This window comes from Umezawaea endophytica (assembly GCF_025061645.1).
In the GTDB taxonomy this organism is placed as follows: domain Bacteria; phylum Actinomycetota; class Actinomycetes; order Mycobacteriales; family Pseudonocardiaceae; genus Umezawaea; species Umezawaea endophytica.
Window position 1 is genome coordinate 61,065 of record NZ_JANYMP010000004.1, and the last position, 22,515, is coordinate 83,579.

Sequence of the window (22,515 nt, forward strand, 5' to 3'; positions counted from 1 at the left end):
CAAGACGATGCACGAGGAGCGCCAGTCACCCCGCCGAGTGGTGATCACCGGTCTGGGTGTGGTCACGAGCATCGGCATCGGCGTCACCGAGTTCCTGGCGGGCCTGCGGGCCGGTCGCAGCGGCGTGAAGCCGATCACGTCGTTCGACACCACCGGGTTCGCCCACGCCAACGGTGCCGAGATCGACGAGTTCGACCCGGCCGACTGGCTGGAGCGGGCGGACGCGGCGGAACTGGGCCGGGCGAGCCAGTTCTCCGCGGCCGCCGCCCGGATGGCCGTCGCCGACGCCGGCCTGTCGCTGGACGAGGTGCGCGGCCGCCGGGCGCTGGTGTCGGTCGGCACGACCGACGCCGAGTCGCGCGACCTGGACAACCTGATCGGCGTCCAGGTCGAGCACGGGCCCGAACGGCTGGACCCGGTCATCGCCCGGCGCTCGACGGCGGGCAGGCTCTCGTCCAGCATCGTCCGCGAGCTGGGCCTGACCGACGTCGAGGCCGTCACGATCCCGACGGCGTGCGCGGCGGGCAACTACGCGATCGGCTACGGCTTCGACGCCATCCGCGACGGCGACGTGGACGTGTCGCTGTGCGGTGGCGCGGACGCCGTGTGCCGCAAGACGTTCACCGGGTTCTACCGGCTCGGCACCATCGCCCCCGAGGTGTGCCAGCCGTTCGAACGCGACCGCAAGGGCATCCTCACCGGCGAGGGCGCGGGCATCCTCGTCATGGAGAGCCTGGACTCCGCGCTCGCGCGCGGCGCCCGGATCTACGCCGAGGTGCTGGGCTACGGCCTCAACTGCGACGCGAACCACCCGGTCGCGCCGGACCGCGACAGCCTGGCGCGGTGCATCGAACTGGCGCACCGCAACGCGGGTGTGAAGCCGGAGGACATCGACTTCATCTCCGCGCACGGCACCGGCACGAAGGCCAACGACGTCACCGAGTCCGGAGCGATCCGGCAGGTGTTCGACGCGCCGCCGCCCACGATCTCGATCAAGGGCATGCTCGGCCACACCATGGGCGCGGCCAGCGCACTCGCCTCCGCGGCCTGCGCGCTGGCGATCAAGGAGGGGTTCATCCCCCCGACGATCAACCACACCGAGACCGACCCCGAGTGCGGCGTCGACTGCGTGCCGAACGTGGCCCGCGAGGCCGACCTCGACGTGGTGCAGAACAACGCGCTCGCGTTCGCGGGCAACAACGCGGTGCTGATCCTCGGCCGGTACCGGGACGCGGGCTGATGGTCCGGGTCCTGCTGCTGCACGGGCTCGCCGGCAAGCCCGCCGTGTGGGACCCGCTGATCGAATCGCTCCCCGAGGGCCTGGAGATCACGAACACCGAACAGCCGTGGCACGGGATGTCCGACGGCACGTGGGCCCACCACCCCGATCCGGTGCGGCTCGTCGTGGACGCGGTCCGCCCGGAGCACGACGTGGTGGTGGCGCACTCGTTCGGCGCCACCCTGCTGGCCGAGGCGTACGCCACCGGCCGGGTGCGGCCACGGCCGTCGGCGCTGCTCTGCCCGTTCCACCGGTCGTCGGTCGCCGAGTTCGACTGGTCGACGATCACCTACTACCTGAACGACTTCCACCGCACGTTCGAAGAGGCCATGCGGGTCGGCGAGACCGCCCGCTTCCCGGAGAAGCGCCGCGCCTGGCTCGCCCGCGCGCTGCGCGACCAGGTCGGCCCCTACGGCTGGATGCGGTGGTTCGAGACCTACCTGCGGTCGCCGTTCCTCGACTTCGCCGAAGTGGGGGCTCCGCAGCTCGTGCTGTCCGGCGTGCACGACATCGCCGCCCGCCCCGAGGACGGGCGAGCCCTCGCGAAGTCGTTGCCGCGCGCGCGGTTCGAGCTGCTCGACGACTGCGGCCACTTCCCGATGCTGGAACAGCCCGCCAGGGTCGCGGCGCTGATCCGCGATCTCCTCGACGACGCCTGGAGTTGACGTGAGCCCCACCGGTACCGACAAGACCACGACCACGCAGATCAGGCCCCGCTACGAGGGCTCGAACATCTGCACCTGGATCGGCTTCAAGCACGTCAACTACATGGTCGAGGAAGCCGTGCTCGACCACCTGCGCCAGCGCGGGTTCCCGGCGGGCGCGCTGTACGAGCGCTACGGCCTGTGCACCGACATCACCGACCTGGACACCAAGATCCTCACCGCGTTCCACATCGACGACCTGGCCACGGCCACCGTCAAGGAGGTCGCGCACGACGGCCCCGAACTGCGGCTGGCCGTCGAGTTCACCGTCGACCGCGGCAAGCCCGTGCGCGCGGTGAAGTCGAAGGTGTCCGTGTCGCTGCGCCTCGACCCGCACGGGTTCGACGCCGAGGACGCGCCCGCCGAGCTGGCGCCCCACGTCGTGGACGCGATCTCTGCGCCCAGCGACAAGGTCGTCCCGATCACCGTCGGCGACGCCGACCCGCTGGACCTGCTCACCGCGGGCCGCAACGCGTTCGGCTGGGCGTGGCGGATGCCGTACTTCTACTGCCACTTCACCGAGCGCGTGCAGATGTCCGGCTACCTGCGCCAGATGGAGGAGATCCTCGACCTGTTCGTCGAGGACCGCGGCGTCTCCATCAAGACCCTGCTCGACGAGCAGAACTGGATCCCGGTCGTGCCGCACTCGCGGATCACGTTCCTGGCCGAGGCGAACATGGAGGAGACGCTCTACACGGTCTTCACCGTCGAGGACATCTTCAAGCGCTACACCTTCACCGCCCGGATGGACTGCTACGTGCTGCGCGACGGCGTGCTGGTGCCGACCGCGACCGGCAAGATCACCCACGGCTGGGCCGTGATCGAGAACCGCAAGGACTGGAGCCTGGTCAACTTCGACGACCGGCTCACCGACGCGCTCACCGGCAAGGCGGGCGTCATCTCGGGCCGCGGGACGGTCTGACGCCATGACCGCCACGACCCCCGTCGACCGCACCGGTCGACTCGTCTTCTCGGCCTGGTCCGCCGTGTCGCCGTACGGCATCGGCGGCGACGCCTTCGCCGCGGGCGTCGTGGCGGGCCGGGACGCGACCACCGAACTCGACCAGGAGACCTACCCCGGCCCGTACCCGCGGGCCGGGCTGGTCCCCGAGTTCACCGCCGCGGGCGCGCTGGGCCGCAAGGGAACCCGCACGATGGACCGGGTCACGGCCATCGCCGTGTCCGCCGTCGGGCAGGTCATCGAGAGCTGCGGCCCCGAGCTGCTCGCCGAACCCGACCGGGTGGGCCTGGTGCTGGGCACCGGGTCCGGCAGCGTCCAGTCCATCATGGACTTCACCAAGGACTCGCTGACCGGCGTCAAGCCCTACCACGTCGACCCGGCGCTGTTCCCGAACACGGTGATGAACCGGGCCGCGGGCCAGAGCGCCATCTGGCACGGCATCAAGGGCCCCAACACGACCATCGCGGGCGGTGCCCTGACCGGCCTGCTCGCCCTGAGCTACGCGACGCGCCTCTACCGCGGCGGGCACTGCGACCGGGCCCTGCTCGGCGCGGCCGAGGAGTACTCGGTGCAGCGCGCGTGGCTGGAGTGGCACGGCCGCACCGGCGACGGCGCCGCGCCCGCGCTCGGCGAAGGCGGCGCGGTGTTCCTGCTTGAGCCGTCCGCCGACGCCCGGTCGGCCGGACGCACCCCGCTCGCCACGGTCCTGGCCACCAGGTTCCGCGCGTTCGGCGACCCCGCCGACGCCCGGCAGGCCGTGGCGGACTGCGTGCGGGCCGCGCTGACCCAGGCCGGGGCCTCCGCCGCCGACGTGCGGCTGGTCGCCCCCGCCGGTGGCGAGTTCGAGGCCGCCGAGGACGGCGGCGTGACCGACGCGCTCGACGGCGGCACGCCCGAGTTCGTCCGGTGTGGACAGTTGTTCGGCGACACGTCGGCCGCGGGCGCGAGCTTCCAGCTCGCCGCCGTGCTGGCCAAGGGCGGCGGCGGGATCGCGCTGGTCACGGGAGTGGACCGGGACGGCACGGTCGGGTGCGCGGTGCTGGAGCTCGCCGGATGACCGCCGTGGAGGAGGGGACGCGGATCTTCGTCGACCCCGACGACCCGGTGTTCGCCGGGCACTACCCCGGATTCCCGATCCTGCCGGGCCTGTTCGTGGTCGAGCACGTGCACGCGGCCGTCCGCGACCGCCTGCCCGGCAAGCGGGTCAGCGCCGTGCAGCGGGCCAAGTTCCTCCGCCCGGTGTTCCCCGGCGACACGCTGACCATCACGACGGAGTTCACCGACGACGGTGACGGCGTCCGGGTGTCGGCCGTGGTGTCGAAGGACGACGGGCCCGTCGCGGAGATCAAGCTGAGGTACTCGGCATGACGGGCGTCGCGGAGATCAAGCGGATCATCCCGCACCGGTTCCCGGTGCTGCTGGTGGACCGGGTGTCCGAGGTGGACCCCGGCCGCACGCTGGTCGCGCACAAGGCGGTCAGCGGTCGCGAACCCTGCTACGACGGGCTCGCCGACGACGCCGACCACGCGTACCCGATCGGCCTGCTGCTGGAGTCGTGGGCGCAGTGCGCGGTCCTGCTCACGCGGTGGGAGAGCCCGAACCCGGACGTGCTGGCCGACAAGGTGGAGCTGATCACCGGGATCCGCGGGGTGTCGCTGCTGGCCCCCGTGTACCCCGGCGACGTGCTGACCCACCACGTGCGGCTCGTCCGCGAGGTCGACGACGCCGCGATCCTGGCCGGGCACAGCACGGTCGGCGGTCGCACGGTGCTGGAGATCGGCACGTTCACGATGGCCCGCCGCGGGGTCGAGGTCCTGCGGCCGGAACGGGGAGTGGTGGCATGAGGCGCGTCGCGCTGGTTTCCGGGGGTTCGCGCGGCATCGGGCGCAGGGTGGTGACCCGGCTCGCCGAGGACGGCTACGACGTGGCGTTCTGCTACCAGTCCAACGCCGACGCGGCGGCGGTCGTCGCCAAGGAGGCCGAGGCCGCCGGGGCGACCGTGTTCACCGCTCAGGTGGACGTGTCGCAGCGCCGCGAGGTCGAGGTGTTCGTGAAGAGCGCCGAGAAGGAACTCGGCGGCCTGCACACCGTCGTGTCGTGCGCTGGCATCGTGCGCGACAACCCGTTGGTGATGCTGAAGGACGACGACTGGCAGGCGGTGCTGCGGGTCAACCTCGACGGCACGTACTACCTGTGCAAGTCGGCGGTGTTCTCGATGATGAAGCGCCGCGCGGGCAGCGTGATCACCCTGTCGTCCGTCGCGGGCGTGTACGGCAACGCCGCGCAGACCAACTACGCCGCGTCCAAGGCCGGGATCATCGGGTTCAGCAAGTCGCTGGCCAAGGAGGTCGGCAAGTACGGCATCCGGGTCAACGCCGTCGCGCCCGGCTTCATCGAGACCGACATGGTCTCCGGGCTGGCCGACGACTTCGTGGCGAAGATGACCGAGAAGATCCTGCTCGGCCGGTTCGGCACGGCCGACGAGGTGGCCGACCTGGTGTCGTTCCTGGCCTCGGACAAGGCCTCCTACGTCACGGGCCAGGTGTTCGGCGTGGACGGGGGGCTGGTGATTTGAGCAAGAACCCGAAGTTCTACTTCTCGTTGCGCAGCCCGTACTCCTGGATGGCGTACCGGGACCTGCTGGAGCGCTACCCCGACGTGGCCGAGGCCGTGGAGTGGATCCCGTTCTTCGAGCCGGACGCGCTCAGCGAGCGGATGCTGACCGAGCGGGGCGAGGAGTTCCCGTACTCGGCGATGTCGCGCGCCAAGCACTTCTACATCCTCCAGGACGTCGGCAGGCTCACGAAGGCGCGCGGGCTGCCGCTGACGTGGCCGGTCGACCGCGAGCCGGTGTGGGAGGTGCCGCACCTCGGGTACCTCGTGGCCCTGCGCGGCGGCAAAGGACCGGAGTACATCGCCGCCGTGTACCGGGCTCGGTGGGAGCTGGGGCTGAACATCTGCGACCCGGCCGTGATCGCCGACGTCGCGACCTCGCTCGGGCTCGACCCGGTCGAGGTGTCCACGGCCTCCGACGACCCGCTGCTGCGGGAAGAAGGCGTCGAGATCCTGCTCAGGATCTGCAAGGACGGCGTGTTCGGCGTGCCGTTCTTCGTGCACCGGTTCTCCCGGTACTGGGGGATGGACCGGCTGGACGAGTTTGCCGCGCACCTGCGGTCCAAGCTGGCCCCGGCGGGCGCGCTGCCCGCCACGGCGTCGTCCGTCTCGACAGGACGGTCGTCCGAGGAGAGCCACGCGGGCGGCTGCGGCTGAAGCTCTTGAAGGGAAACGGCTCCCCCGGATCACGTCCGGGGGAGCCGTTCCTCTATGCGCAGCGCCAGACCGTGGGCTGGTTGTCGCCGCTGGTGCCCGTCCGGCTCCAGCCCGCCACCGAACCGTTGTCGGCCGCGACGTTCACGCCGAGCGAGCCGGTCAGCGTCGCGGTGAGCGCCGAGCCCTGCCACACGCCGTAGGTCAGCGTGGTGGTCGTGGTGAACCCCGTCGACAGCCCGGACCGGTTCACCGAGTGCAGGGTGCCCGCCGTGGCGGGACGCACCACGGAGCCGTCCTGCTCCCACAGCACGCCCTTGCCGTCGGCGAACTCGGACGCGTACGTCCCGCCGACGACCCGCCCGTTCGCGATGGCCGTGCCGTCCACCGCCACCGTGCCGGACGGGATGGTGAGCTTCCGGACCGCGGACGCCTTCCACAGGTAGAGGTTCGTCGCGGTGAAGGCGTCGGTGGTGGTCGGGTAGTGCTCGACGAGCACCGTGCCGTCCTGGTCGACGCCCGTCGCGATGGTCTGGCCCGTGGCGGGCAGACCCGTGAGCGCGACCACCGTGCTCGGCGCGTTCGCCGGCCACAGGACCGCCGTGTGCACCGTGTAGATCGTGGTGCCCTGCTGGAAGTCCTTGCCGACGTGGCCGACGACGTCACCGTTGTCGTTGATCCCGGTGGCCCACGACGAGTCGACGCCCGCGGGCTCCGGCAGCGGCGCGAGCGCGGTGCCGGTGGAGCGGAACGCCCGGCGGTGCAGGCCGCTCGTCTCCGGTGCGTCGCCGACGACCGTGCCCGCCCGGTTGACACCGGTCACGTTGACGGACTGCGAGCTGTGGCCCGGCAGGGTGCCGAGGTCCGTGGCCTGGCCACCCGACCAGCGCACGGCGTGGACGGTCGGGGAGCCGAGCACGCGCTTGCTCGACGCCTCGCCCGCGAAGCCGCCCTGGCCGTCCGCGGCCAGGACCACACCGGCGACCCTGGTCGCGGGCAGGGGCAGCAGGGTGGGCGCGCAGGTCGCCGCCGACGCCGTGGGCGAGGCCACGGCGGTGATCGCGACCGCGACCACCGCGGCGATTCTGATCAGCATGGTTCTCCTTGCGGGGTGGGGGGAACCGGCGGCGCGTTCGGGCCGCCGGCCGACCGGGGCGGCCGTGGCGGAGCCGCCCCGGCACGTCAGGAGCAGCGCCAGTACGTGGGCTGGGTGAAGGTGGTGGAGTTCCAGCTATAGCCGGCCACCGTGCCGTTGTCCGCCGACACGTTCAGCGCGCGCTGGCCGCTGATCGTGCCGACCTTCGCCGTCCCCTGCCACACCGACCACGTCTGGCTCAGACCGGTGCCGATCTTCCAGCCGGTGGTCTGGCCGGTCTTGTTGATCGACACGACGAGGTCGGAGTCGGCGGGCCTGACGAGGGTGCCGTCCGCCTCCCAGACCGCGGCGACGAGGTCGCCGTTGCCGATCCCCCCGGCCACGCGGCCGTTGGAGATCGCCCGGCCGACCACCTTCTCGGTGAACGCCGGGACGGGCAGCTTCCTCGCCGCACCGGCCTTCCACACGTAGAGGGCCGTCGCGTCGAGCGTGGCGGCGCCGGGGTAGTACTCGACGAGCACCGACCCGTCCTGGTCGACGGCCTCGCCGAGCGTCTGACCACCCGTCGGCAGACCGCCGGTCAACTTCACCACCGTGCCGGGCGCGCTCGCGGGCCACAGGACCGCGGTGCGCACCAGGTTGGTCGTGCTGCCGGACGTGACGTTCACGCCCATCTCGCCGACGATGTCACCGGCGTCGTTGACCCCGTTGGCCCAGGTGTGCTGGGCGCCGGCGGGCTCGGGGAGCACCTGCAACGTCGTGCCGACCGAGCGGAACGCGCGCTGCCGGTTGCCCGTCGTCGCGCTGGTGTGCCCGACGATCACCCCGGACTTGTTCACCCCGGCCACGAACGCGTGGGAGTAGCCGGGAACCGTGCCGTAGTCGACGGCCTGACCGCCGACCCAGCGGACGGCGTGGACCGTCCCGCTCGAGACCTGGGCGGTGCCCGCGTAGCCGCTCTGGCTGTCGGCCGCGTAGACCGTGCCCTGGGTCAGACCCGACGGCAGCGGCAGGACGGTCGGCGTCCACGTGCACGCCGCCGCGGAGGCCGTGGGGGAGACGATCGTGGCGAGCGCCAACGCGACGACCACCGGATATCGGAACCGCATGATTCTCCTTGACTGGTAAGGAAACCAACGGCTCACGGTGGCTAGGCGAGCTGACCGCGTCCTGACGGGTTACTGAGCGGTACTCACTGCCTGCGGCGCAGGAGCGGGTCGAAGCGCCGGGTCGTGGCAAGGCGGGCTGACCGCGTGCTGACGGGTCGCTGAGCGGTCCTCACCGCTCGCGCCGCAGGAGCAGGTCCAGGCCGAAGTCGAAGCGCTCGTCGAACGCGGCGGGCTCGAAGTGCGCGATCACCCGCGCGAGCGCCGGGTACGGGCCCGTGGTGACGGCCTGGGGGAGCCGGTGGTCGCCCGGTTCGGGGAACGCCTGCTCCTCCTGCGCCAGGCCCAGGGTGAAGTACACGAGCGTCCAGCACAGCCAGACGGCTTCCCGCTCGTCGCGGCCGTCCGCCAGCAGCGCGCCGACCAGCGCGTCGGCGAAACCGAGGGTGGCGGGTTCGGCGGCGTAGGTGCCCGCGACGATCGACGCCCCGTCCCGGTGCCGGAGGAGCGCGCGGCGGTAGCGGTGGGCCAGCTCCCGGACCCGGTCGCCCGGGTCGTCCGGCAGGTCGGCCGTCGAGGCCTTGGCGATGATCGCGTCGGCCATCAGCTCCCGCAGGCGCGCCTTGGTCTTCGCGTGCCACAGGACGGTGTTCATCCGCACGTCCAGGCGGGTCGCGATCGAGCGGATCGAGACCGCGTCGGCGCCCTGCTCGTCCATCAGGCCCAACGCCGTCCCCACGACGATGCCCGCGTCGAGGCCGGAGCGGCTCGCTTGACTCTTGGTCACCGACCTAGTATATCTCTTGGTCAGTGACCAAGGAGGCAGCGGTGGAGCAGGTAGTGGTGGTCGGAGGCGGTCCCGTGGGGCTGTGGCTGGCGGCGGAGTTGAGGCTGGGCGGCGCGGCCGTGACGGTGCTGGAGGCGAGGGAGGAGCGCGACCCGCACTCGAAGGCCCTCACGATCCATCCCCGGACACTGGAGGTGCTGGCGTGCCGGGGGATCGTCGACCGGTTCCTCGCCGAGGGGATGCGGATCCCGAGCGGGCACTTCGCCGGGCTGGACGCCCGGATGGACTTCCGGGTGCTCGACACGCCCTACCCGTTCACCCTGGCCCTGCCGCAGGCGCGGACGGAGGAGCTGCTGGAGGAGCACGCCCTGTCCGTCGGGGTGGAGGTGCGGCGGGGGGAGCGGGTCGACGGGCTGGTCCAGCACGACGACCGCGTCACCGTGAGAGGGGCGTCCACGGTGGAGGCGTCGTACGTCGTCGGGTGCGACGGGGCCCGCAGCACCGTGCGGGGCGCGGCGGGCATCGACTTCCCCGGCACGGACGCCACGACTTGGGGCTGGCTCGGCGACGTCGTGCTGGACGACCCGCCGCCGCAGCCGGTGCTCTCGGTGACCGGGGCCGAGGGCGGTTTGATGGTCGTGGCGCTGCCCGGCGGCGTGCACCGGTTCGTGGGCAGCGACCCGACCGGCAACCGCGCGGACTGGCCGGGCGAACTGACCCTCGCCGAGCTGCGCGCCACCGTCGTCCGGATCGCGGGCCGCGACTTCGGCATGCGTGACCCGCGCTGGCTGTCCCGGTTCGGCAACACCACCCGCCAGGCCGCCGAGTACCGCAGGGGCCGGGTGCTGCTGGCGGGCGACGCCGCGCACGTGCACTTCCCGACCGGCGGCGTCGGCCTCAACGTCGGCGTGCAGGACGCGGCCAACCTGGGCTGGAAACTGGCCGCCGTCGTCACCGGCCGCGCCCCGTCCTCACTGCTGGACAGCTACCACACCGAACGCTACCCGGTCGGCGCCGACCTGCTGCGGGCCACCAGAGCCCAAACCGCCCTGATGACCAGCTACAGCCCCGAGATCACCGCACTGCGGTCCCTGCTGAGCGACTTCATCGCCGACGTACCGGCGTTCTCCCGCGTACTGGCCGACCGCCTCTCAGCCCTCGACGTCACCTACCCAGCCCCCCACGACACCCACCCCCTCACCGGCCACCGCGCCCCAAACCTCCACTTCGCCAACGGCACCACCCTCTTCGACCTCCTGCACGAGGGCCGCCACATCGCCATCAACACCACCGACCCCACAGACGCCCACCCCACAGCCCTCCCAGTAGACCCACCGGAGGAGTGGGCCACGATCACCTCCGCCCTGATCCGCCCAGACGGCCACGTGGCCTGGGCGACCACGTAGCGCGCATTGCTTGTGGCACAACCGGTTGACGATGGCGGCGACCCACTGCGGCCTGCCGGCGACCCGCGGGTTTGTCGACCGAGCATCCGCCGGGCATCCGCCGGGTAGTGCGCTTCGCCTGTGGTACAGCCGGTTGGCGATAGCGGCGATTTGCCCTGTGGCTTGCCCGTGAACGGCGAGTTTGGCGCAATGAGCAGTCACCGGGTAGCGCGTTTTCCCTGTGGCGCAGCCGTTTGGCAACGGCCGCGACCTGACCACCGACAACGGACTTACCTGCCACCCGCCGCCAGCAGCCCCCGAATCACCTCCAGCCTTGCCGCATGCGACCACAAGGCTGGTCGACGATTCCCCCGATCCCCAGACCCGCATCGACGAAGGGAGGCCCTGTTTAACCTTGCAGTTCTTGGCTTTGCCGGTGAGATCGTGTTTCCCCTGTGGCCTGGCCAGATGCCAACGACCGCGACCTGCACTGCGGCCTGCCCGCGAACGGCGGGTTTGGCGAATCGATTAGGTCGTGTCCTGCGGATTTTTCCGATGATCGTGTGCGGATGATGACGTGTGGTCTGACGTGGTGAGCTGACGGACAAGGCCTGGGCGGTGATCTTGCCGTTGCTGCCCGCGCAGAGCAGGCAACGAGGCGGGCGGTGGCGGAGCCATCGGCAGGTGATCAACGCGATCCTGTGGAAGGAGCGCACCGGTGCGCCGTGGCGTGATCTGCCGGAACGGTACGGGCCGTGGAAGACCGCGTACGAGCGCTTGCGGAAGTGGACCGCGGACGGGAGGTGGGATCGGATCTTGGAGCACGTGATCGTCAAGGACGACTCGCTCGGGACGCTGGAGGACAGTGTGACGTTCGTGGTCAGTGCCGATTCCACGAGCGTGCGGGCGCACCAGCACGCGGCCGGTGCCGGAAAAGGGGGCTGCGCGGAGTGGATCGACGGCCTCGCCGTCGACGGGGAATGCCTCGGATGCTCTCGCGGGGGACTGACCGCCAAGCTGTCATTGGCGTGGGTCTGCCGCTGGCGGTGATCCTCACGGCCGGTCAGATGGCGACAACTCGCAACTCCTGCCGCTGCTCGACGACATCCACGATATCGACGTGGACGTGCGGTGTTGGTCGACCAGGTCGATACCGCACTCGACCGCGTGACGCTGCTTCTGGACCGGCCTGCCGCAGGCGTCCATCCGAAGAGCCGCTGGCCTTCGGGCGGGCGACCTGATCGCGACGCCGCCCTGTCCGACCCAACCAGCCGCGCCTACTACGACCGGAAACGATTCGTAGGCAAGAAACACAACGCCGCCCTGATCTGTCTGGCGCGACGCCGCTGCGACGTCCTGTTCGCCATGCTTACGCACCGGCACTCACTACCGGCATCCCGAGTCCGCTCTTAGCGCCGCCGCAGCTTGACAACCCCATAGGGCCCACACAACCGTCCCAAGCCATATCCCTGCGGCTACAGGAATACCAACCACCCCCGGCGCACCCAGGTGCCACACTGAAACCTGGGGGTGGTGGCATGACGATTCGCCAGTTCCTGGTCCACGCCGACGCCAGCGGAAGCCGTCTGTTCGCGGTGGATCACGGCGAGGTGGACCGGCTGGACGTGGTGGCCGAGTGGGGGCCCGGTGAGGTGGCGCGGGCGGATGACGTGGTCCGGGTGCTTGATCTGTACCTGGCGTTGCGGGACGAGGGTGGGCTGGAGGACGGGCTTCGGGGGCTTCCCGATGTTGTCCTGCGGTCGATACGGGAGTTCCTGCGCTCGCGCTGCGCACCGGAGCCGGGGGCGTTCGGGCCAGGGGGGTTCATCGTGCCGGTTCGTCGTGCGCGGTTCCGGCTGGAGGCCGCCACGATCGACGAGTACCTGTCCGGCGCGTACGCGGTCGGTCTGGGGATCCGGGTGGAGAACGGGGTCGACGAGCGTCATGGGCCGCACTGGGACGTTGTGTTGCTCAACAGGATGCCGTTCGTCCCGGCCGACGGTGGGGCGCGGGCGTGGGCCCTGCCCGACGGGAGTCGGGTGGAGTCCGAGTGGGTCGTGGGCGAGGCGCCCGGTCGGCAGGTCCCCGTCGCGTTGGACAGTGCTCGGCGAGCCGTGGCGCGAGACAAGCGAGTTCGGATCCACACCTATCTCCAGGGCGATGGTGAGCACTGGCTCGACGGTGCCATGACGACCTCGGTGGTCGTGGACGTCTTCGACGAACCCGCGCCCGCGTGAACGTCGGAGGGGCAGGCCCACGTGCGCGGCCTGCCCCTCCGACGTTCCCCGCCGACTAGCTGAGGTCGGCGCACGCCTTCGCGTCCGGGTCCAAGCCCGCCTTGGGCACCCACTTGACGTTGGCGAACGACGCCGACAGCGGACCGTCGGTGTAGACGAGGAACGGGGTGTTGACGTGTTCGAAGTCCAGGCCGCCCGCCGCGAAGCAGGAGACCGGGATCTTCACCGTGTTCTTGCCCGGCGGCAGGTTCGTGAGCAGGTTCGTCACGGCCACCTCCGCGAAGCACGGGTACAGGCAGTGCGTGCTGACCACGGTCCGGTTGGCGGGCGCCTGGTTCACGATCACGTCGAACACCAGCGCCGCGTCGGTGTTCAGGTAGCCGCGCAGGTCGTTGCCCGCGCCGGGGCTCTGCATGTACACCTGACCGGGACCGGTGCCGGTCCACGTGACCTTCAGGCCGTCCGCCTGCACGTTGACGTCGGTCGGGACGACGTTGAGCTCCGCGTGCGAAGCCGTGCCGTCGACGCCGATCTCCGTGCCGCCCCAGTTCTCCGGGGAGCCGATGGCCGCCTTGTACGGGTCGACGTCACCCCGGTTGTAGATCTCCAGGTCCTCGGTCGCGTTGCCGCCACCGCCGCCACCGCAGCTCGCGGGTGACTCCTCGGCCAGCGCGGGAACGGTGGCCCGCTGCCCGTTGGCCAGGCCGTAACCCAGCTTGAACAGCGGGTCGTAGCCGGGGGTCTCCGGGTTCAACGGGGTCTGGCAGGCGTCCTTCGGCCACGAGTAGCTGAGCTTGCCGGTGTAGCCCTTGCCGGTGTTGCGGCCCTTGACCAGCAGGTCCGCCACGCCGCCGCCCTCGGTGCCCGGCAGCCAGGCCGCCACGAAGGCGTCCGAGCGGTTGAGCTCCTTGTTCACGTGCATGGGTCGGCCGGACACGTACACCGTGACGACCGGCTTGCCCTTGCCCGCGACCTTGTCCAGCACCGCGAGGTCACCGGGGTAGATCTTCGCCGCCTCCATCGTGCGGCGGAGGTCGCCGGTGCCCTCGGCGTACGGGGTCTCGCCGATCACGGCGACCACGGCGTCGAACGCGGCCGGGTCGACGCCGTCGGCGGTCTCGCTGAACGTCACGTTCGCCGCGCCGAGCGCCTCGCGGAGGCCACCGAGGATCGTGGTGCCGTTGGGGAAGTCCGCGTTGGTGTTGCCGGTGCCCTGCCAGGTCAGCGACCAGCCGCCGGTCTGGTTCTGGAGGCTGTCGGCGCTCTTGCCGACGACCAGCACCTTCGACCGCGACGACAGGGGCAGCACGCGGTTGTCGTTCTTCAACAGCACCTGCGACTCGCGCACGGCCTCGCGGGCCAGCTTCTTCGAGTCCAGCGCCCGCGCCGACCCGGCCAGTTCGCGCTCCGACGGCTTCGGCGCGGAGAACAGGCCGCTGCGCACCTTCACCCGCAGGATGCGGGTCACCGCGTCGTCGATGCGGGCCATCGGGATCTGGCCGCTCTCGACCTGCGCGATGGTGTTGGCGATGAACGCCTTCCAGTCGTTCGGCACCATGACGACGTCCATGCCCGCGTTGATCGCCTGCGGGCAGCTCGAGTTGGTGCAGCCGGGGACCTGGCCGATGCCGTTCCAGTCGGAGACGACGAGGCCGTCGAAGCCCATCTTCTTCTTGAGGATCTCGTCGATGGCCTTCTTGCTGCCGTGCAGCTTGCCCTCGTCGATGCCCAGCTCGGCGTTGGTCCAGCTGTTGAACGACACCATCACGGACTGCGCGCCCGCGGCGAGCGCGCCGTAGTAGCCCTGGCCGTGCACGTTGATCATCTCGGCCTCGGACACCGGGTTCACGCCCTGGTCGGAGCCCTTGAGCGTGCCGCCGTCACCGATGAAGTGCTTCGCGGTCGCGATCACGCCGTTCTCGCCGAGCCTGCGCGAGGTGCTCTCCTGGAGACCCTTGACGGCCTCGTAGCCGTACGCGCGGGTGATCCGCGGGTCCTCGGAGAAGCCCTCGTACGTGCGGCCCCAGCGGTCGTCCTTCACCACGGCCAGCGTCGGCGCGAACGCCCAGTCCTGGCCGGTCGCGCGGATCTGCTCGGCCGTCGCCTCGCCGATGTCGCGCACCAGGCACGGGTCCTGCGCGGCGCCGAGGCCGATGTTGTGCGGGAAGAGGGTCGCGCCGTACACGTTGTTGTTGCCGTGCACCGCGTCGATGCCCCAGAGGACCGGGATCTTGGTCCTGGTCTCGACCGACGCCTGCCAGTAGGAGTCGGCGAGCGCCAGCCAGGCCTCCGGGGTGGCGTGCTTGTCCTTGTTCGGCCACGCGCCGCCGCCGTTGAGGACCGTGCCGATGAAGTAGTTCTTCACGTCCTCCGGGGTGATCGCGGTGATCTCCGGCTGCGTCATCTGGCCGACCTTCTCGGCCAGGGTCATACCGGCGACGATCTTGGCGACGCGGCGCTCGTCGAAGGCGTTCTTGTCGATCCTGCTGTCGACCTTGGGCCAGTCCTTGAGCGTGGGCAGCCTGTTCTCGATCCGGGCGCACCCGTTGCGGTCCAGGTCGGGCCGACCGACGACGGGTTGCCGGTTGCCGCCCTTCTCGGTGTCGGGAGCGGCGCTGGAGTACCCGGCGGTGGCGCCGGTGAGGAGCGACAACGTCGTCAGCACTCCCAGCGCACCGCGGCGTGCGCGTCTCCAGCCGGTGGGTTTGATCATGAGCTGTCCGTTCTCGTGGGCGGCAGGGCAGCCTGCTCCGTGCGGCGGTGAATCGATCCTGTCCTGGCCGCGCCACCTGCGTCAATGCTTTTCGGGGAGCGCTCTCTCGTGCCTGTGTTCCCGGTTTTCGGCGTCTCAACAGGCCCACGAACGGTGCCCGACTTGTCCGGGTCGCTCAGCGGATCCACCCGGTCGTGCTCAGCTTCCTCTCACCTTGGCCAGGCAGACTGGGAGGTGCGGGAAAGGAGCCCCCATGAGCTTCATCGGATCGCTGCTCGGCACGGTGCTGCTGTTGTTCTGGTTGGTCATGCTGGTCCGCCTCGTCTTCGACTGGGTGGGGGTCGTCTCGACGAGCCCGGCGCCCGCGTGGACGAGCCGCGTGAGGAGCGTGAGCTGGTCGATCACCGAACCCGTCATCGCCCCCGTCCGGCGCGTGCTGCGCCCGGTCCGCGTCGGCGGCGTGTCCATCGACCTGGCGTTCACCGCGGTGCTGGTCGGGGTACTGGTACTCCGGACCATCGTCACCGCCGTCTTCTGAGAGGGATCATGGAGCTCATCAAGTTCGGCCACGCGTCGGTGGCGCTGGAGCGCGACGGGCGCAGGCTCGTGCTCGACCCCGGCGTGTTCACCGACGCCTCCGCGCTCGACGGTGCCGAGGCCGTGCTGATCACGCACGAGCACGTCGACCACTTCCAGGAGGACCGGATCCGCGCCGCGCTGGCCGACGTGCCGGGCCTGGAGGTGTGGACCAACCCCACCGTCGCCGCCGCGCTCGACGGCCTCGGGTCCCGCGTGCACGCCGTCGGCGCCGGTGACGCGTTCACCGCGGCCGGGTTCGACGTCAAGGTGTTCGGCGAGTGGCACGCGGTCATCCACCCGGACATCCCGGTCGTGCGCAACGTCGGCTTCCTCGTGGACGACGCCGTCTTCCACCCCGGCGACGCGCTGACCGCGCCCGACGTGCCGGTGGACACCCTCCTGCTGCCCGCGCACGCGCCGTGGTCGCGCACCGCGGACCTCGTCGACTACGTGCGCGAGGTGAAACCCGGCCGGGTGATCGGGGTGCACGACGCCCTGCTGAGCGAACTCGGCCTCGGCCTGGTGGCCCGGATGCTGGGCGAGGGCGGTCCGGGGACCGGGGCGCCGTACCAGCGGGTGGCGGTGGACGAGCGGGTGAGCGTGCGCTGATCAGGCCGCGCGGACCCCGCCGTGCTCCAGCACGCCCCGCAGCGCGTCCAGGCCGCGGCTGGTCTGGCTCTTCACCGTGCCCGCGGTGACGTCCAGCGCCGCCGCGGTCTGCTCGACGGACATGTCGAGGTAGTAGCGCATCACGATGGTGGCGCGCTGCCTCGGCGCCAGCCCCTCCACGGCCTCGCGCAGCACCAGGCGGGCGGCGTGGTCCGCCTCGTCCCACGGCAGGTCCTCGTGCGCGGGGTGCAGGTCGACGCGCTTGGCCCAGCCGGTGCGGCGGTCGCCGATGTGGGTGCGCAGGATGATCGTGCGCACGTAGGCGTCGAGGTTCTCCACCGACCGCAGCCGGTTCCAGTGCGCGTACAGCTTCGTCTGGGAGGTCTGCACCAGGTCCTCGGCGTTGTGCCGGTCGCGGCACAGGCGGAGCGCGACCCGCAGCATCCACGGTCCGCGCGACCTCACGTACTCGACGAAGCTCGCCTGCTGCTCGGTCCTCATGCACCTACTTGACCGAAGGGGCTCCCCGCGTTGCAGAGCGCCGACCTAGCCGGTCTTCTTGCCGCCACCCGCCTTCGTGCCGTTGGGGGCGAGCGCGAACCAGGCGTCCTCCAAGCCCTGCCCGGAGACCTGCCCCGGCACCCGGTCGTCGACGAAGCGGTACGCGGGCCAGCCGCCGACGGTCATCTGCCTGCCGCCGTCGGGGCGCAGGACCGTGTCGAGGAAGTCCTGGTCGAGGTTGCGGAACGGGATCGCGTCCGAGACCAGGACCGGTCGCCACGTGGCCGTGCACTCGCCCGTGCACACGGAGACCGAGGGGTTGGCGGTGTCCCGGTCGTGGCGGTAGAGGGTGAACCCCTCGCCGTCGACCACGACGTCGCCGAGCAGCGGGTTGCGGCCCAACTGGACCGTCGTCGGCGGTGGGCCCGGCTCGATGCCGGGCTCGGGCACCGCGGTCGAGTGCACCGTGGTGGTGCACGCGGTGAGCGCTCCGCACAGGAGCAGCGTCCGGACCAGTCCTGTCCCCACGTCGGGCCTCCTTCACGTCGAGGGCCGTACGTCGAACACGGAGCGGACCGCCGGGAGGTTCAACCGGGCCGCGGCGGTGACCCGAATAGCCGATGTCCCCGTGCGCGGCCGAGTCCCTACCGTCGGCCTTGCTCGGCCACGAGCGCGGAACCCGAGGAGACACCATGACCGCCGTCCGGCAGCCACCGGAGTTCCGCACCGCCGAGGACGTCACGCGCTGGTGCCACGCCGTCGTGGGCGCGGCGCTGCGCGCCGAGGTCGACCTGATGCCCACCTCGATGCGCCTGATCGCCGGCTACCACTTCGGCTGGGTCGACGAGCGCGGTGATCCGGACGTGGGTCGACCGGGCAAGGCGGTCCGCCCGTCGCTGGTCGTGCTCGCGGCGAAAGCCGTCGGCGGCAGCCCGGAGGCCGCGGTGCCCGCCGCGGTCGCGGTGGAGCTGGTGCACAACTTCTCCCTGCTGCACGACGACGTGATGGACCGCGACCCGGTGCGCCGCCACCGGCCCACGGCGTGGGCGGTGTTCGGTGAGGCGCCCGCGATCCTGGTGGGCGACGCCCTGCTGGCCATGGCGCCGAGGGCGCTGGCGCGGGGCACGACGCCGAACGCCGCCACGGCGTCGGAGTGGCTGACCGGGGCGGTACTCGACCTGTGCGAGGGCCAGCACGCCGACCTGGCGTTCGAGACCCGCACCGACGTCGGGCTCGACGAGTGCGTCCGGATGGCCGAGGGCAAGACCGGCGCGCTGCTCGGCCTGTCGTGCTCGCTCGGCGCGCTGGTGGGCGGGGCGACCCCGGAGCGGGCGGGGCGGCTGCGCGCCTTCGGGCGCCACCTCGGTCTGGCCTACCAGTTGGTCGACGACCTGCTGGCGGTCTGGGGCGACCCGGAGGTGACCGGCAAGCCGGTCGGCGCGGACCTCGTCAGCCGCAAGAAGTCGCTGCTGGTGGTGGCGGCGCTGGCCTCGGATACCCCGGCCGCCGCCGAACTGGCCGACCTCTACTCCCGCGACCGCGCGCCGGACCGGGACGAGGTGCCGAGGGTGACCGCGCTGATCGAACGCACCGGCGCCCGCGAGTGGGCCCGGTCACGGGCGGTGCAGGAGATGACCGAGGCCGCCGGGCACCTGGAGGCGGCCGACTGCGACCCGGCCACCTCGGAGACCCTGCTGGAGGTCGCGCGCAAGATCATCGGGAGGGACCGCTGACGGCCGTGGACCGGTCGGTTCGGAAATTTGCTCATTTCGTGACGAATCGATGAACCGGTCGGGCTGGGTGTCCGTATGCCTCGTCAGGAGACCCAGGAGGCCATGGATGCGCGCCCGCTTGCTCGTAGTCGCGGTGATCGGTTTGATGATGTCGTTGTCCGCTTGCTCGTCGCTGCTCGGTGAATCCGCGGCGGCCGGGGCGGGAGCGAACGACGCGGACATAGTGTTCCTCCGCGACATGCTGCCCCACCACCAGCAGACCCTGGAGATCAGCGGGCTGGTCGGCACGCGCTCCAAGAACGCCGCCGTGGTCGAGGTCGCCAACGCGATCACCGCCGAGGGCAGCGCCGAGATCGACAAGATGAACGGCTGGCTGACCGAGTGGAAGGTCGGCGTCACCGACAGCGGCCACAAGGCCCACGAGATGGTCGTGGCGCCGAAGGACGTGTCCGTGCTCGGCGGCTACACCGGCCCGCAGTTCGACAAGCAGTGGTCGCCGCTGATGGTCCGCCACCTCCAGGACGGCATCAAGATGGCGCAGGACGTCGAAAGCGCTGGTACGCACGCTGGCGTCAAGGCGCTGGCCAAGGAGATGATCACGGTCCAGACCGGCCTGGTCACGAAGATCGAGGGCACCGGAGCCGCTGCCTGACCCGGAACTGAAAAAAGTTCTGATCCGAGTTGAACCGCTCTCCGACGCCGTACGTAGGCTTCGGTGTCGGAGTTGTACGAGAACGGCGCGCAGCGGTTCACGACGAAGATGGGACCTGTCATGCGACCGATTCGCCGGACCACGTGGTCCAACCACGGGGACTTTACGAGTCAGTCGGGGGTGGAGGGGGTTTGAGACCCAACAAGCCGAACCCTCCTGTCCTGCTCACCACCTCGCACAAGGTGGCGCAAGGACGTCTGTCGGACTTCTCGGTCGGGGCCAGGGGGCTGGTGAGCGCCGCGCAGCGGTCGCCCGGCTGCCTCGGTGGCTCGATCTCGGGTTCGCCGGACGACGACCGGATCTGGCAGATCGTCTGCCGGTTCACGGACGAGGCCGCGGCGGACGCGTGGGCACGCTCGTCGTCCAACGCCCGCTGGGGCCGGTACATGCAGAAGTACTCGATGCAGATCGGCGTCACGTTCTCCAACGGCATCACGCCGCTCGACCAGTCGACCGCCCAGTCGATGTCGCCGGTCTACGCCGACGACGACGGCGAGTACGGCGTGGCCCAGCCGCCGAAGGGCAAGCGCCGCGTGGTGCTGGCGATCTTCGTGTTCGTCGTCTTCTTCGGGGCCGTGATCGTGGCGAACGGCATGGCCGTGAAGATGCTGCCGAACGTGCCGCCGCTGGTGCGCATCCTGGTGCTGTGCTTCGCGATGACCGGTCTGGCGGCCTGGGTGCTGCCGCCCCTGCTCGGCAAGAGCGGTGGCGGTGACGACGGTGGTGCTCCCGCCGAGCCCAAGCCGTCGCGCAAGCGGTCCAAGGCGCCGGAGATCAACACGCCGAGGACCCGCAGGCGCGCGCCGGAGGTCGACAGGCGCGGTCGTCGGGTCGAGTCGGAACGCGACCTCGTGCCCCCGCCCGCCCCGGCACCGGTGGCGGACCCGCCGAGGGGTGGCGGTGCCAGGCGCGGCAAGCAGGCGCCGCGGCCGATGCCCGCCAGCAGCACGCTGACGACGATCGAACCGGTCGGCCCGCCGCCGCAGAGCAGGCGCCGCGCCGAACGCCGTCCGGTCGCCGCCCAGCAGGCCGCCCAGCGCGGCGGCGGTGGACGGGGTGCTCAGCAGCGGACGCAGGAGCCGGTTCGCCTGCGGCCGTTGAACATCGACGCCACCGCGATGATGGAGGCACCGGCGCCCCCACCCGCGGCGGCGCCGCTGCCCGCTCCTCGGGGCGGGTTCTTCCCGACGTCGCCCCACAAGGAATCGCGGAACTAGTCCTTCGCGCACCCCGATGGCCCCGGACCTTGCCCAGCAAGGTCCGGGGCCATCGCGCTAGGTCCGAATGGTTAAAATTAGGGCTTGAATTAAGACCTGAACTTGGGTTGTCTTAGGGTGCCCGACCGATGCCCGCATCGGCACGCACCGCCTGGGGAGACGCCGACGTCCTCAGCGGGACCCCGGACGCCCCAAGGGGTTCGGGAGCGTGTCCGAGCGGGCACCGCGCGGGGCCGCCGATCACCACCCCTGCCGGCGGCCGTTCCCGAACACCTGTGAAAGGTCCCTGCATGAGCAGCGTCGCTCCCGGTGGAAAACGCAAGATCGTCCAATTCCTGGCCCTGCTGCTCGCGGGGTCCTTCGTCGTGCTGAGCCCCGCGCTGGGGCGGGTCGAGGCGCAGGCCGCGCCCGCGTTCAAGGTCCTCGCCTTCTACAACGGGACCTGGGACGCCGCCCACATCAACTGGGTCAAGGAGGCCAACACCCGGTTCCCGCAGATCGCGGCCCAGAACAACTTCACCTACACGTCCACGACCAACTGGAACATGCTCAACGCCAACGACCTGGCGCAGTACCAGGTCGTCATGTTCCTGGACGACGCGCCGACCGGTGCCGCGCAGCGCTCCGCGTTCCAGAACTACGTCGCCAACGGGGGCGGCTACTTTGGCTTCCACGTCTCGGCGTACACCGACAACGCGAACAACTGGCCGTGGTTCAACAACACATTCCTCGGCTCCGGCACGTTCCGCAGCAACACCTGGGGCCCGACCACCGCGGTGCTCAAGGTCGAGGACCGCACCCACCCGTCGACCGGCAGGCTGCCCGCGACGTTCACCTCCGCGGTGAGCGAGTGGTACTCCTGGAACAACGACCTGCGGAACAACTCGAACATCAAGATCCTGGCGTCGGTCGACCCGTCCAGCTTCCCGCTCGGCAGCGACCCGAACCAGCAGTGGCGCAGCGGCTACTACCCGATCATGTGGACGAACAAGAACTACCGGATGCTGTACGCCAACTTCGGCCACAACGCGATGAACTACGAGACGAACCAGGGCCTCTCGTCCACGTTCGACAGCGAGGTCCAGAACCGCTTCATCGTCGACGGCCTGCTCTGGCTCGGCGGCGCGACCTCCACGCCCCCCACCGACCCGCCCGGCGAGATCTCCCCGACCGCCTGGTACTCCGTGGCCAACCGCGGCAGCTCCAAGTGCGTCGACGCCCGCTCCGCAGGCACCGCCAACGGCACCGCGATCCAGCAGTACACCTGCAACTCCACCCTCGCGCAGCAGTACCAGTTCGCGCCCACCAGCGGCGGGTTCGTGCGCGTCAACAACCGCGGCAACGCCGCGCAGGTGATCGACGTGAGCAACACGTCCACCGCCGACAACGCCGCGCTGCACCTGTGGGCCTACGGCGGCGGCAACAACCAGCAGTGGCAGCCGGTCGCCGAGTCCGACGGCTACTTCCACTTCACCAGCAGGCTCAGCGGCAAGTGCCTGACCGTGCCGGGCGGGTCCGGCGCGGACAGCGTCCAGCTCGTGCAGTCGACCTGCAACGGGTCCGCCGCGCAGTCGTTCAGGCTGACCCAGCAGAGCTGACCGCGCGGGGAAGCCGCCCGTGCGCCACGAG

23 protein-coding genes and 1 pseudogene are annotated in these 22,515 nt (G+C 70.8%); 18 read left to right on the plus strand and 6 right to left on the minus strand.

Annotated elements, in window-relative coordinates:
- Positions 1 to 7: 7 nt before the first annotated feature.
- The 8 genes from NZH93_RS10155 to NZH93_RS10190 are packed head-to-tail and all read left to right on the plus strand — an operon-like array spanning position 8 to position 6,214.
- On the plus strand, positions 8 to 1,240 hold the full coding sequence (locus NZH93_RS10155; RefSeq protein WP_259622729.1) for a beta-ketoacyl-[acyl-carrier-protein] synthase family protein: 1,233 nt from the start codon (positions 8 to 10) through the stop codon (positions 1,238 to 1,240).
- Positions 1,240 to 1,944, plus strand: a complete 705-nt coding sequence (locus tag NZH93_RS10160; protein ID WP_259622730.1) for an alpha/beta fold hydrolase — start codon at positions 1,240 to 1,242, stop codon at positions 1,942 to 1,944. The genes NZH93_RS10155 and NZH93_RS10160 overlap by 1 nt, the downstream gene beginning before the upstream one ends.
- A 1-nt stretch (position 1,945) precedes the next feature.
- Positions 1,946 to 2,905: a thioesterase family protein gene (locus NZH93_RS10165; RefSeq protein ID WP_259622731.1), complete on the plus strand. Its 960-nt coding sequence runs from the start codon at positions 1,946 to 1,948 to the stop codon at positions 2,903 to 2,905.
- Between the two features lie 4 nt (positions 2,906 to 2,909).
- On the plus strand, positions 2,910 to 4,001 hold the full coding sequence (locus tag NZH93_RS49700; RefSeq protein ID WP_276023171.1) for a beta-ketoacyl synthase N-terminal-like domain-containing protein: 1,092 nt from the start codon (positions 2,910 to 2,912) through the stop codon (positions 3,999 to 4,001).
- A complete protein-coding gene (locus NZH93_RS10175) occupies positions 3,998 to 4,312 on the plus strand; it encodes a 3-hydroxyacyl-ACP dehydratase FabZ family protein (RefSeq protein ID WP_259622732.1) in 315 nt (104 codons plus the stop codon). The genes NZH93_RS49700 and NZH93_RS10175 overlap by 4 nt, the downstream gene beginning before the upstream one ends.
- Positions 4,309 to 4,788, plus strand: coding sequence for a 3-hydroxyacyl-ACP dehydratase FabZ family protein (locus NZH93_RS10180; RefSeq protein WP_259622733.1), 480 nt, complete (start codon positions 4,309 to 4,311; stop codon positions 4,786 to 4,788). Before NZH93_RS10175 ends, NZH93_RS10180 begins: the two co-directional genes overlap by 4 nt.
- A complete protein-coding gene (fabG, locus tag NZH93_RS10185; RefSeq protein ID WP_259622734.1) occupies positions 4,785 to 5,519 on the plus strand; it encodes a 3-oxoacyl-ACP reductase FabG in 735 nt (244 codons plus the stop codon). Before NZH93_RS10180 ends, fabG begins: the two co-directional genes overlap by 4 nt.
- On the plus strand, positions 5,516 to 6,214 hold the full coding sequence (locus tag NZH93_RS10190) for a 2-hydroxychromene-2-carboxylate isomerase (protein WP_259622735.1): 699 nt from the start codon (positions 5,516 to 5,518) through the stop codon (positions 6,212 to 6,214). Before fabG ends, NZH93_RS10190 begins: the two co-directional genes overlap by 4 nt.
- A 52-nt stretch (positions 6,215 to 6,266) precedes the next feature.
- Here the strand turns inward: NZH93_RS10190 and NZH93_RS10195 are convergent, their stop codons facing one another.
- The 3 genes from NZH93_RS10195 to NZH93_RS10205 all read right to left on the minus strand — a co-directional run bounded on the left by NZH93_RS10195 (position 6,267) and on the right by NZH93_RS10205 (position 9,200).
- Entirely contained in the window at positions 6,267 to 7,307 is a 1,041-nt protein-coding gene (locus NZH93_RS10195; protein WP_259622736.1) for a hypothetical protein, read from the minus strand.
- A gap of 86 nt (positions 7,308 to 7,393) precedes the next feature.
- On the minus strand, positions 7,394 to 8,416 hold the full coding sequence (locus tag NZH93_RS10200) for a hypothetical protein (protein ID WP_259622737.1): 1,023 nt from the start codon (positions 8,414 to 8,416) through the stop codon (positions 7,394 to 7,396).
- Positions 8,417 to 8,585: 169 nt separating this feature from the next.
- A complete protein-coding gene (locus NZH93_RS10205) occupies positions 8,586 to 9,200 on the minus strand; it encodes a TetR/AcrR family transcriptional regulator C-terminal domain-containing protein (RefSeq protein WP_259622738.1) in 615 nt (204 codons plus the stop codon).
- A 41-nt stretch (positions 9,201 to 9,241) separates the two neighbouring features.
- Here NZH93_RS10205 and NZH93_RS10210 point away from each other — a divergent pair, with 41 nt between their 5' ends.
- From NZH93_RS10210 to NZH93_RS10225, 4 genes and pseudogenes are all read left to right on the plus strand, one after another.
- Positions 9,242 to 10,606, plus strand: a complete 1,365-nt coding sequence (locus NZH93_RS10210) for an FAD-dependent monooxygenase (protein WP_259622739.1) — start codon at positions 9,242 to 9,244, stop codon at positions 10,604 to 10,606.
- 576 nt (positions 10,607 to 11,182) lie between these two features.
- Positions 11,183 to 11,635: an IS5 family transposase gene (locus NZH93_RS10215; RefSeq protein ID WP_372506612.1), complete on the plus strand. Its 453-nt coding sequence runs from the start codon at positions 11,183 to 11,185 to the stop codon at positions 11,633 to 11,635.
- Between the two features lie 198 nt (positions 11,636 to 11,833).
- Positions 11,834 to 12,014, plus strand: a pseudogene (locus tag NZH93_RS10220) (IS110 family transposase); the annotation flags it as partial.
- A gap of 109 nt (positions 12,015 to 12,123) precedes the next feature.
- Positions 12,124 to 12,822 carry a hypothetical protein gene (locus NZH93_RS10225; protein ID WP_259622740.1) on the plus strand — a complete coding sequence of 233 codons (699 nt, stop codon included), beginning with the start codon at positions 12,124 to 12,126 and terminating at the stop codon, positions 12,820 to 12,822.
- 55 nt (positions 12,823 to 12,877) lie between these two features.
- Here the strand turns inward: NZH93_RS10225 and NZH93_RS10230 are convergent, their stop codons facing one another.
- Positions 12,878 to 15,535 carry a glycoside hydrolase family 3 protein gene (locus NZH93_RS10230; protein ID WP_259622741.1) on the minus strand — a complete coding sequence of 886 codons (2,658 nt, stop codon included), beginning with the start codon at positions 15,533 to 15,535 and terminating at the stop codon, positions 12,878 to 12,880.
- Between the two features lie 253 nt (positions 15,536 to 15,788).
- Here NZH93_RS10230 and NZH93_RS10235 point away from each other — a divergent pair, with 253 nt between their 5' ends.
- Both NZH93_RS10235 and NZH93_RS10240 read left to right on the plus strand, forming a co-directional pair.
- The gene (locus tag NZH93_RS10235) at positions 15,789 to 16,073 is read left to right on the plus strand and encodes a YggT family protein (protein ID WP_259622742.1); all 285 of its coding nucleotides are present in this window, start codon (positions 15,789 to 15,791) and stop codon (positions 16,071 to 16,073) included.
- 8 nt (positions 16,074 to 16,081) lie between these two features.
- Positions 16,082 to 16,723 carry an MBL fold metallo-hydrolase gene (locus NZH93_RS10240; RefSeq protein WP_259622743.1) on the plus strand — a complete coding sequence of 214 codons (642 nt, stop codon included), beginning with the start codon at positions 16,082 to 16,084 and terminating at the stop codon, positions 16,721 to 16,723.
- On the opposite strand, the gene NZH93_RS10245 is transcribed toward NZH93_RS10240, so the two are convergent.
- Together NZH93_RS10245 and NZH93_RS10250 are read right to left on the minus strand one after the other, a co-directional pair.
- Positions 16,724 to 17,224 (minus strand): SigE family RNA polymerase sigma factor, encoded by a 501-nt coding sequence (locus NZH93_RS10245; RefSeq protein WP_259622744.1) that lies wholly within the window; start codon positions 17,222 to 17,224, stop codon positions 16,724 to 16,726.
- A gap of 45 nt (positions 17,225 to 17,269) precedes the next feature.
- The gene (locus NZH93_RS10250; RefSeq protein ID WP_259622745.1) at positions 17,270 to 17,752 is read right to left on the minus strand and encodes a hypothetical protein; all 483 of its coding nucleotides are present in this window, start codon (positions 17,750 to 17,752) and stop codon (positions 17,270 to 17,272) included.
- Positions 17,753 to 17,916: 164 nt separating this feature from the next.
- Between NZH93_RS10250 and NZH93_RS10255 the strand changes: the two genes are divergently transcribed.
- From NZH93_RS10255 to NZH93_RS10270, 4 genes are all read left to right on the plus strand, one after another.
- A complete protein-coding gene (locus tag NZH93_RS10255) occupies positions 17,917 to 18,957 on the plus strand; it encodes a family 2 encapsulin nanocompartment cargo protein polyprenyl transferase (RefSeq protein WP_259622746.1) in 1,041 nt (346 codons plus the stop codon).
- A 106-nt stretch (positions 18,958 to 19,063) separates the two neighbouring features.
- Positions 19,064 to 19,609, plus strand: coding sequence for a DUF305 domain-containing protein (locus NZH93_RS10260; protein WP_259622747.1), 546 nt, complete (start codon positions 19,064 to 19,066; stop codon positions 19,607 to 19,609).
- A gap of 191 nt (positions 19,610 to 19,800) precedes the next feature.
- On the plus strand, positions 19,801 to 20,886 hold the full coding sequence (locus NZH93_RS10265; RefSeq protein ID WP_259622748.1) for an antibiotic biosynthesis monooxygenase: 1,086 nt from the start codon (positions 19,801 to 19,803) through the stop codon (positions 20,884 to 20,886).
- Between the two features lie 290 nt (positions 20,887 to 21,176).
- Positions 21,177 to 22,484: a ThuA domain-containing protein gene (locus tag NZH93_RS10270; protein ID WP_259622749.1), complete on the plus strand. Its 1,308-nt coding sequence runs from the start codon at positions 21,177 to 21,179 to the stop codon at positions 22,482 to 22,484.
- Positions 22,485 to 22,515 lie beyond the last annotated feature (31 nt).

Coding starts and splice junctions, on each gene's coding strand:
- NZH93_RS10155 (WP_259622729.1), top strand. CDS start 8: ATGCACGAGGAGCGCCAGTCACCCCGCCGAGTGGTGATCACCGGTCTG.
- NZH93_RS10160 (WP_259622730.1), top strand. CDS start 1,240: ATGGTCCGGGTCCTGCTGCTGCACGGGCTCGCCGGCAAGCCCGCCGTG.
- NZH93_RS49700 (WP_276023171.1), top strand. CDS start 2,910: ATGACCGCCACGACCCCCGTCGACCGCACCGGTCGACTCGTCTTCTCG.
- NZH93_RS10175 (WP_259622732.1), top strand. CDS start 3,998: ATGACCGCCGTGGAGGAGGGGACGCGGATCTTCGTCGACCCCGACGAC.
- NZH93_RS10180 (WP_259622733.1), top strand. CDS start 4,309: ATGACGGGCGTCGCGGAGATCAAGCGGATCATCCCGCACCGGTTCCCG.
- fabG (WP_259622734.1), top strand. CDS start 4,785: ATGAGGCGCGTCGCGCTGGTTTCCGGGGGTTCGCGCGGCATCGGGCGC.
- NZH93_RS10195 (WP_259622736.1), bottom strand. CDS start 7,307: ATGCTGATCAGAATCGCCGCGGTGGTCGCGGTCGCGATCACCGCCGTG.
- NZH93_RS10200 (WP_259622737.1), bottom strand. CDS start 8,416: ATGCGGTTCCGATATCCGGTGGTCGTCGCGTTGGCGCTCGCCACGATC.
- NZH93_RS10225 (WP_259622740.1), top strand. CDS start 12,124: ATGACGATTCGCCAGTTCCTGGTCCACGCCGACGCCAGCGGAAGCCGT.
- NZH93_RS10230 (WP_259622741.1), bottom strand. CDS start 15,535: ATGATCAAACCCACCGGCTGGAGACGCGCACGCCGCGGTGCGCTGGGA.
- NZH93_RS10235 (WP_259622742.1), top strand. CDS start 15,789: ATGAGCTTCATCGGATCGCTGCTCGGCACGGTGCTGCTGTTGTTCTGG.
- NZH93_RS10240 (WP_259622743.1), top strand. CDS start 16,082: ATGGAGCTCATCAAGTTCGGCCACGCGTCGGTGGCGCTGGAGCGCGAC.
- NZH93_RS10245 (WP_259622744.1), bottom strand. CDS start 17,224: ATGAGGACCGAGCAGCAGGCGAGCTTCGTCGAGTACGTGAGGTCGCGC.
- NZH93_RS10255 (WP_259622746.1), top strand. CDS start 17,917: ATGACCGCCGTCCGGCAGCCACCGGAGTTCCGCACCGCCGAGGACGTC.
- NZH93_RS10260 (WP_259622747.1), top strand. CDS start 19,064: ATGCGCGCCCGCTTGCTCGTAGTCGCGGTGATCGGTTTGATGATGTCG.
- NZH93_RS10270 (WP_259622749.1), top strand. CDS start 21,177: ATGAGCAGCGTCGCTCCCGGTGGAAAACGCAAGATCGTCCAATTCCTG.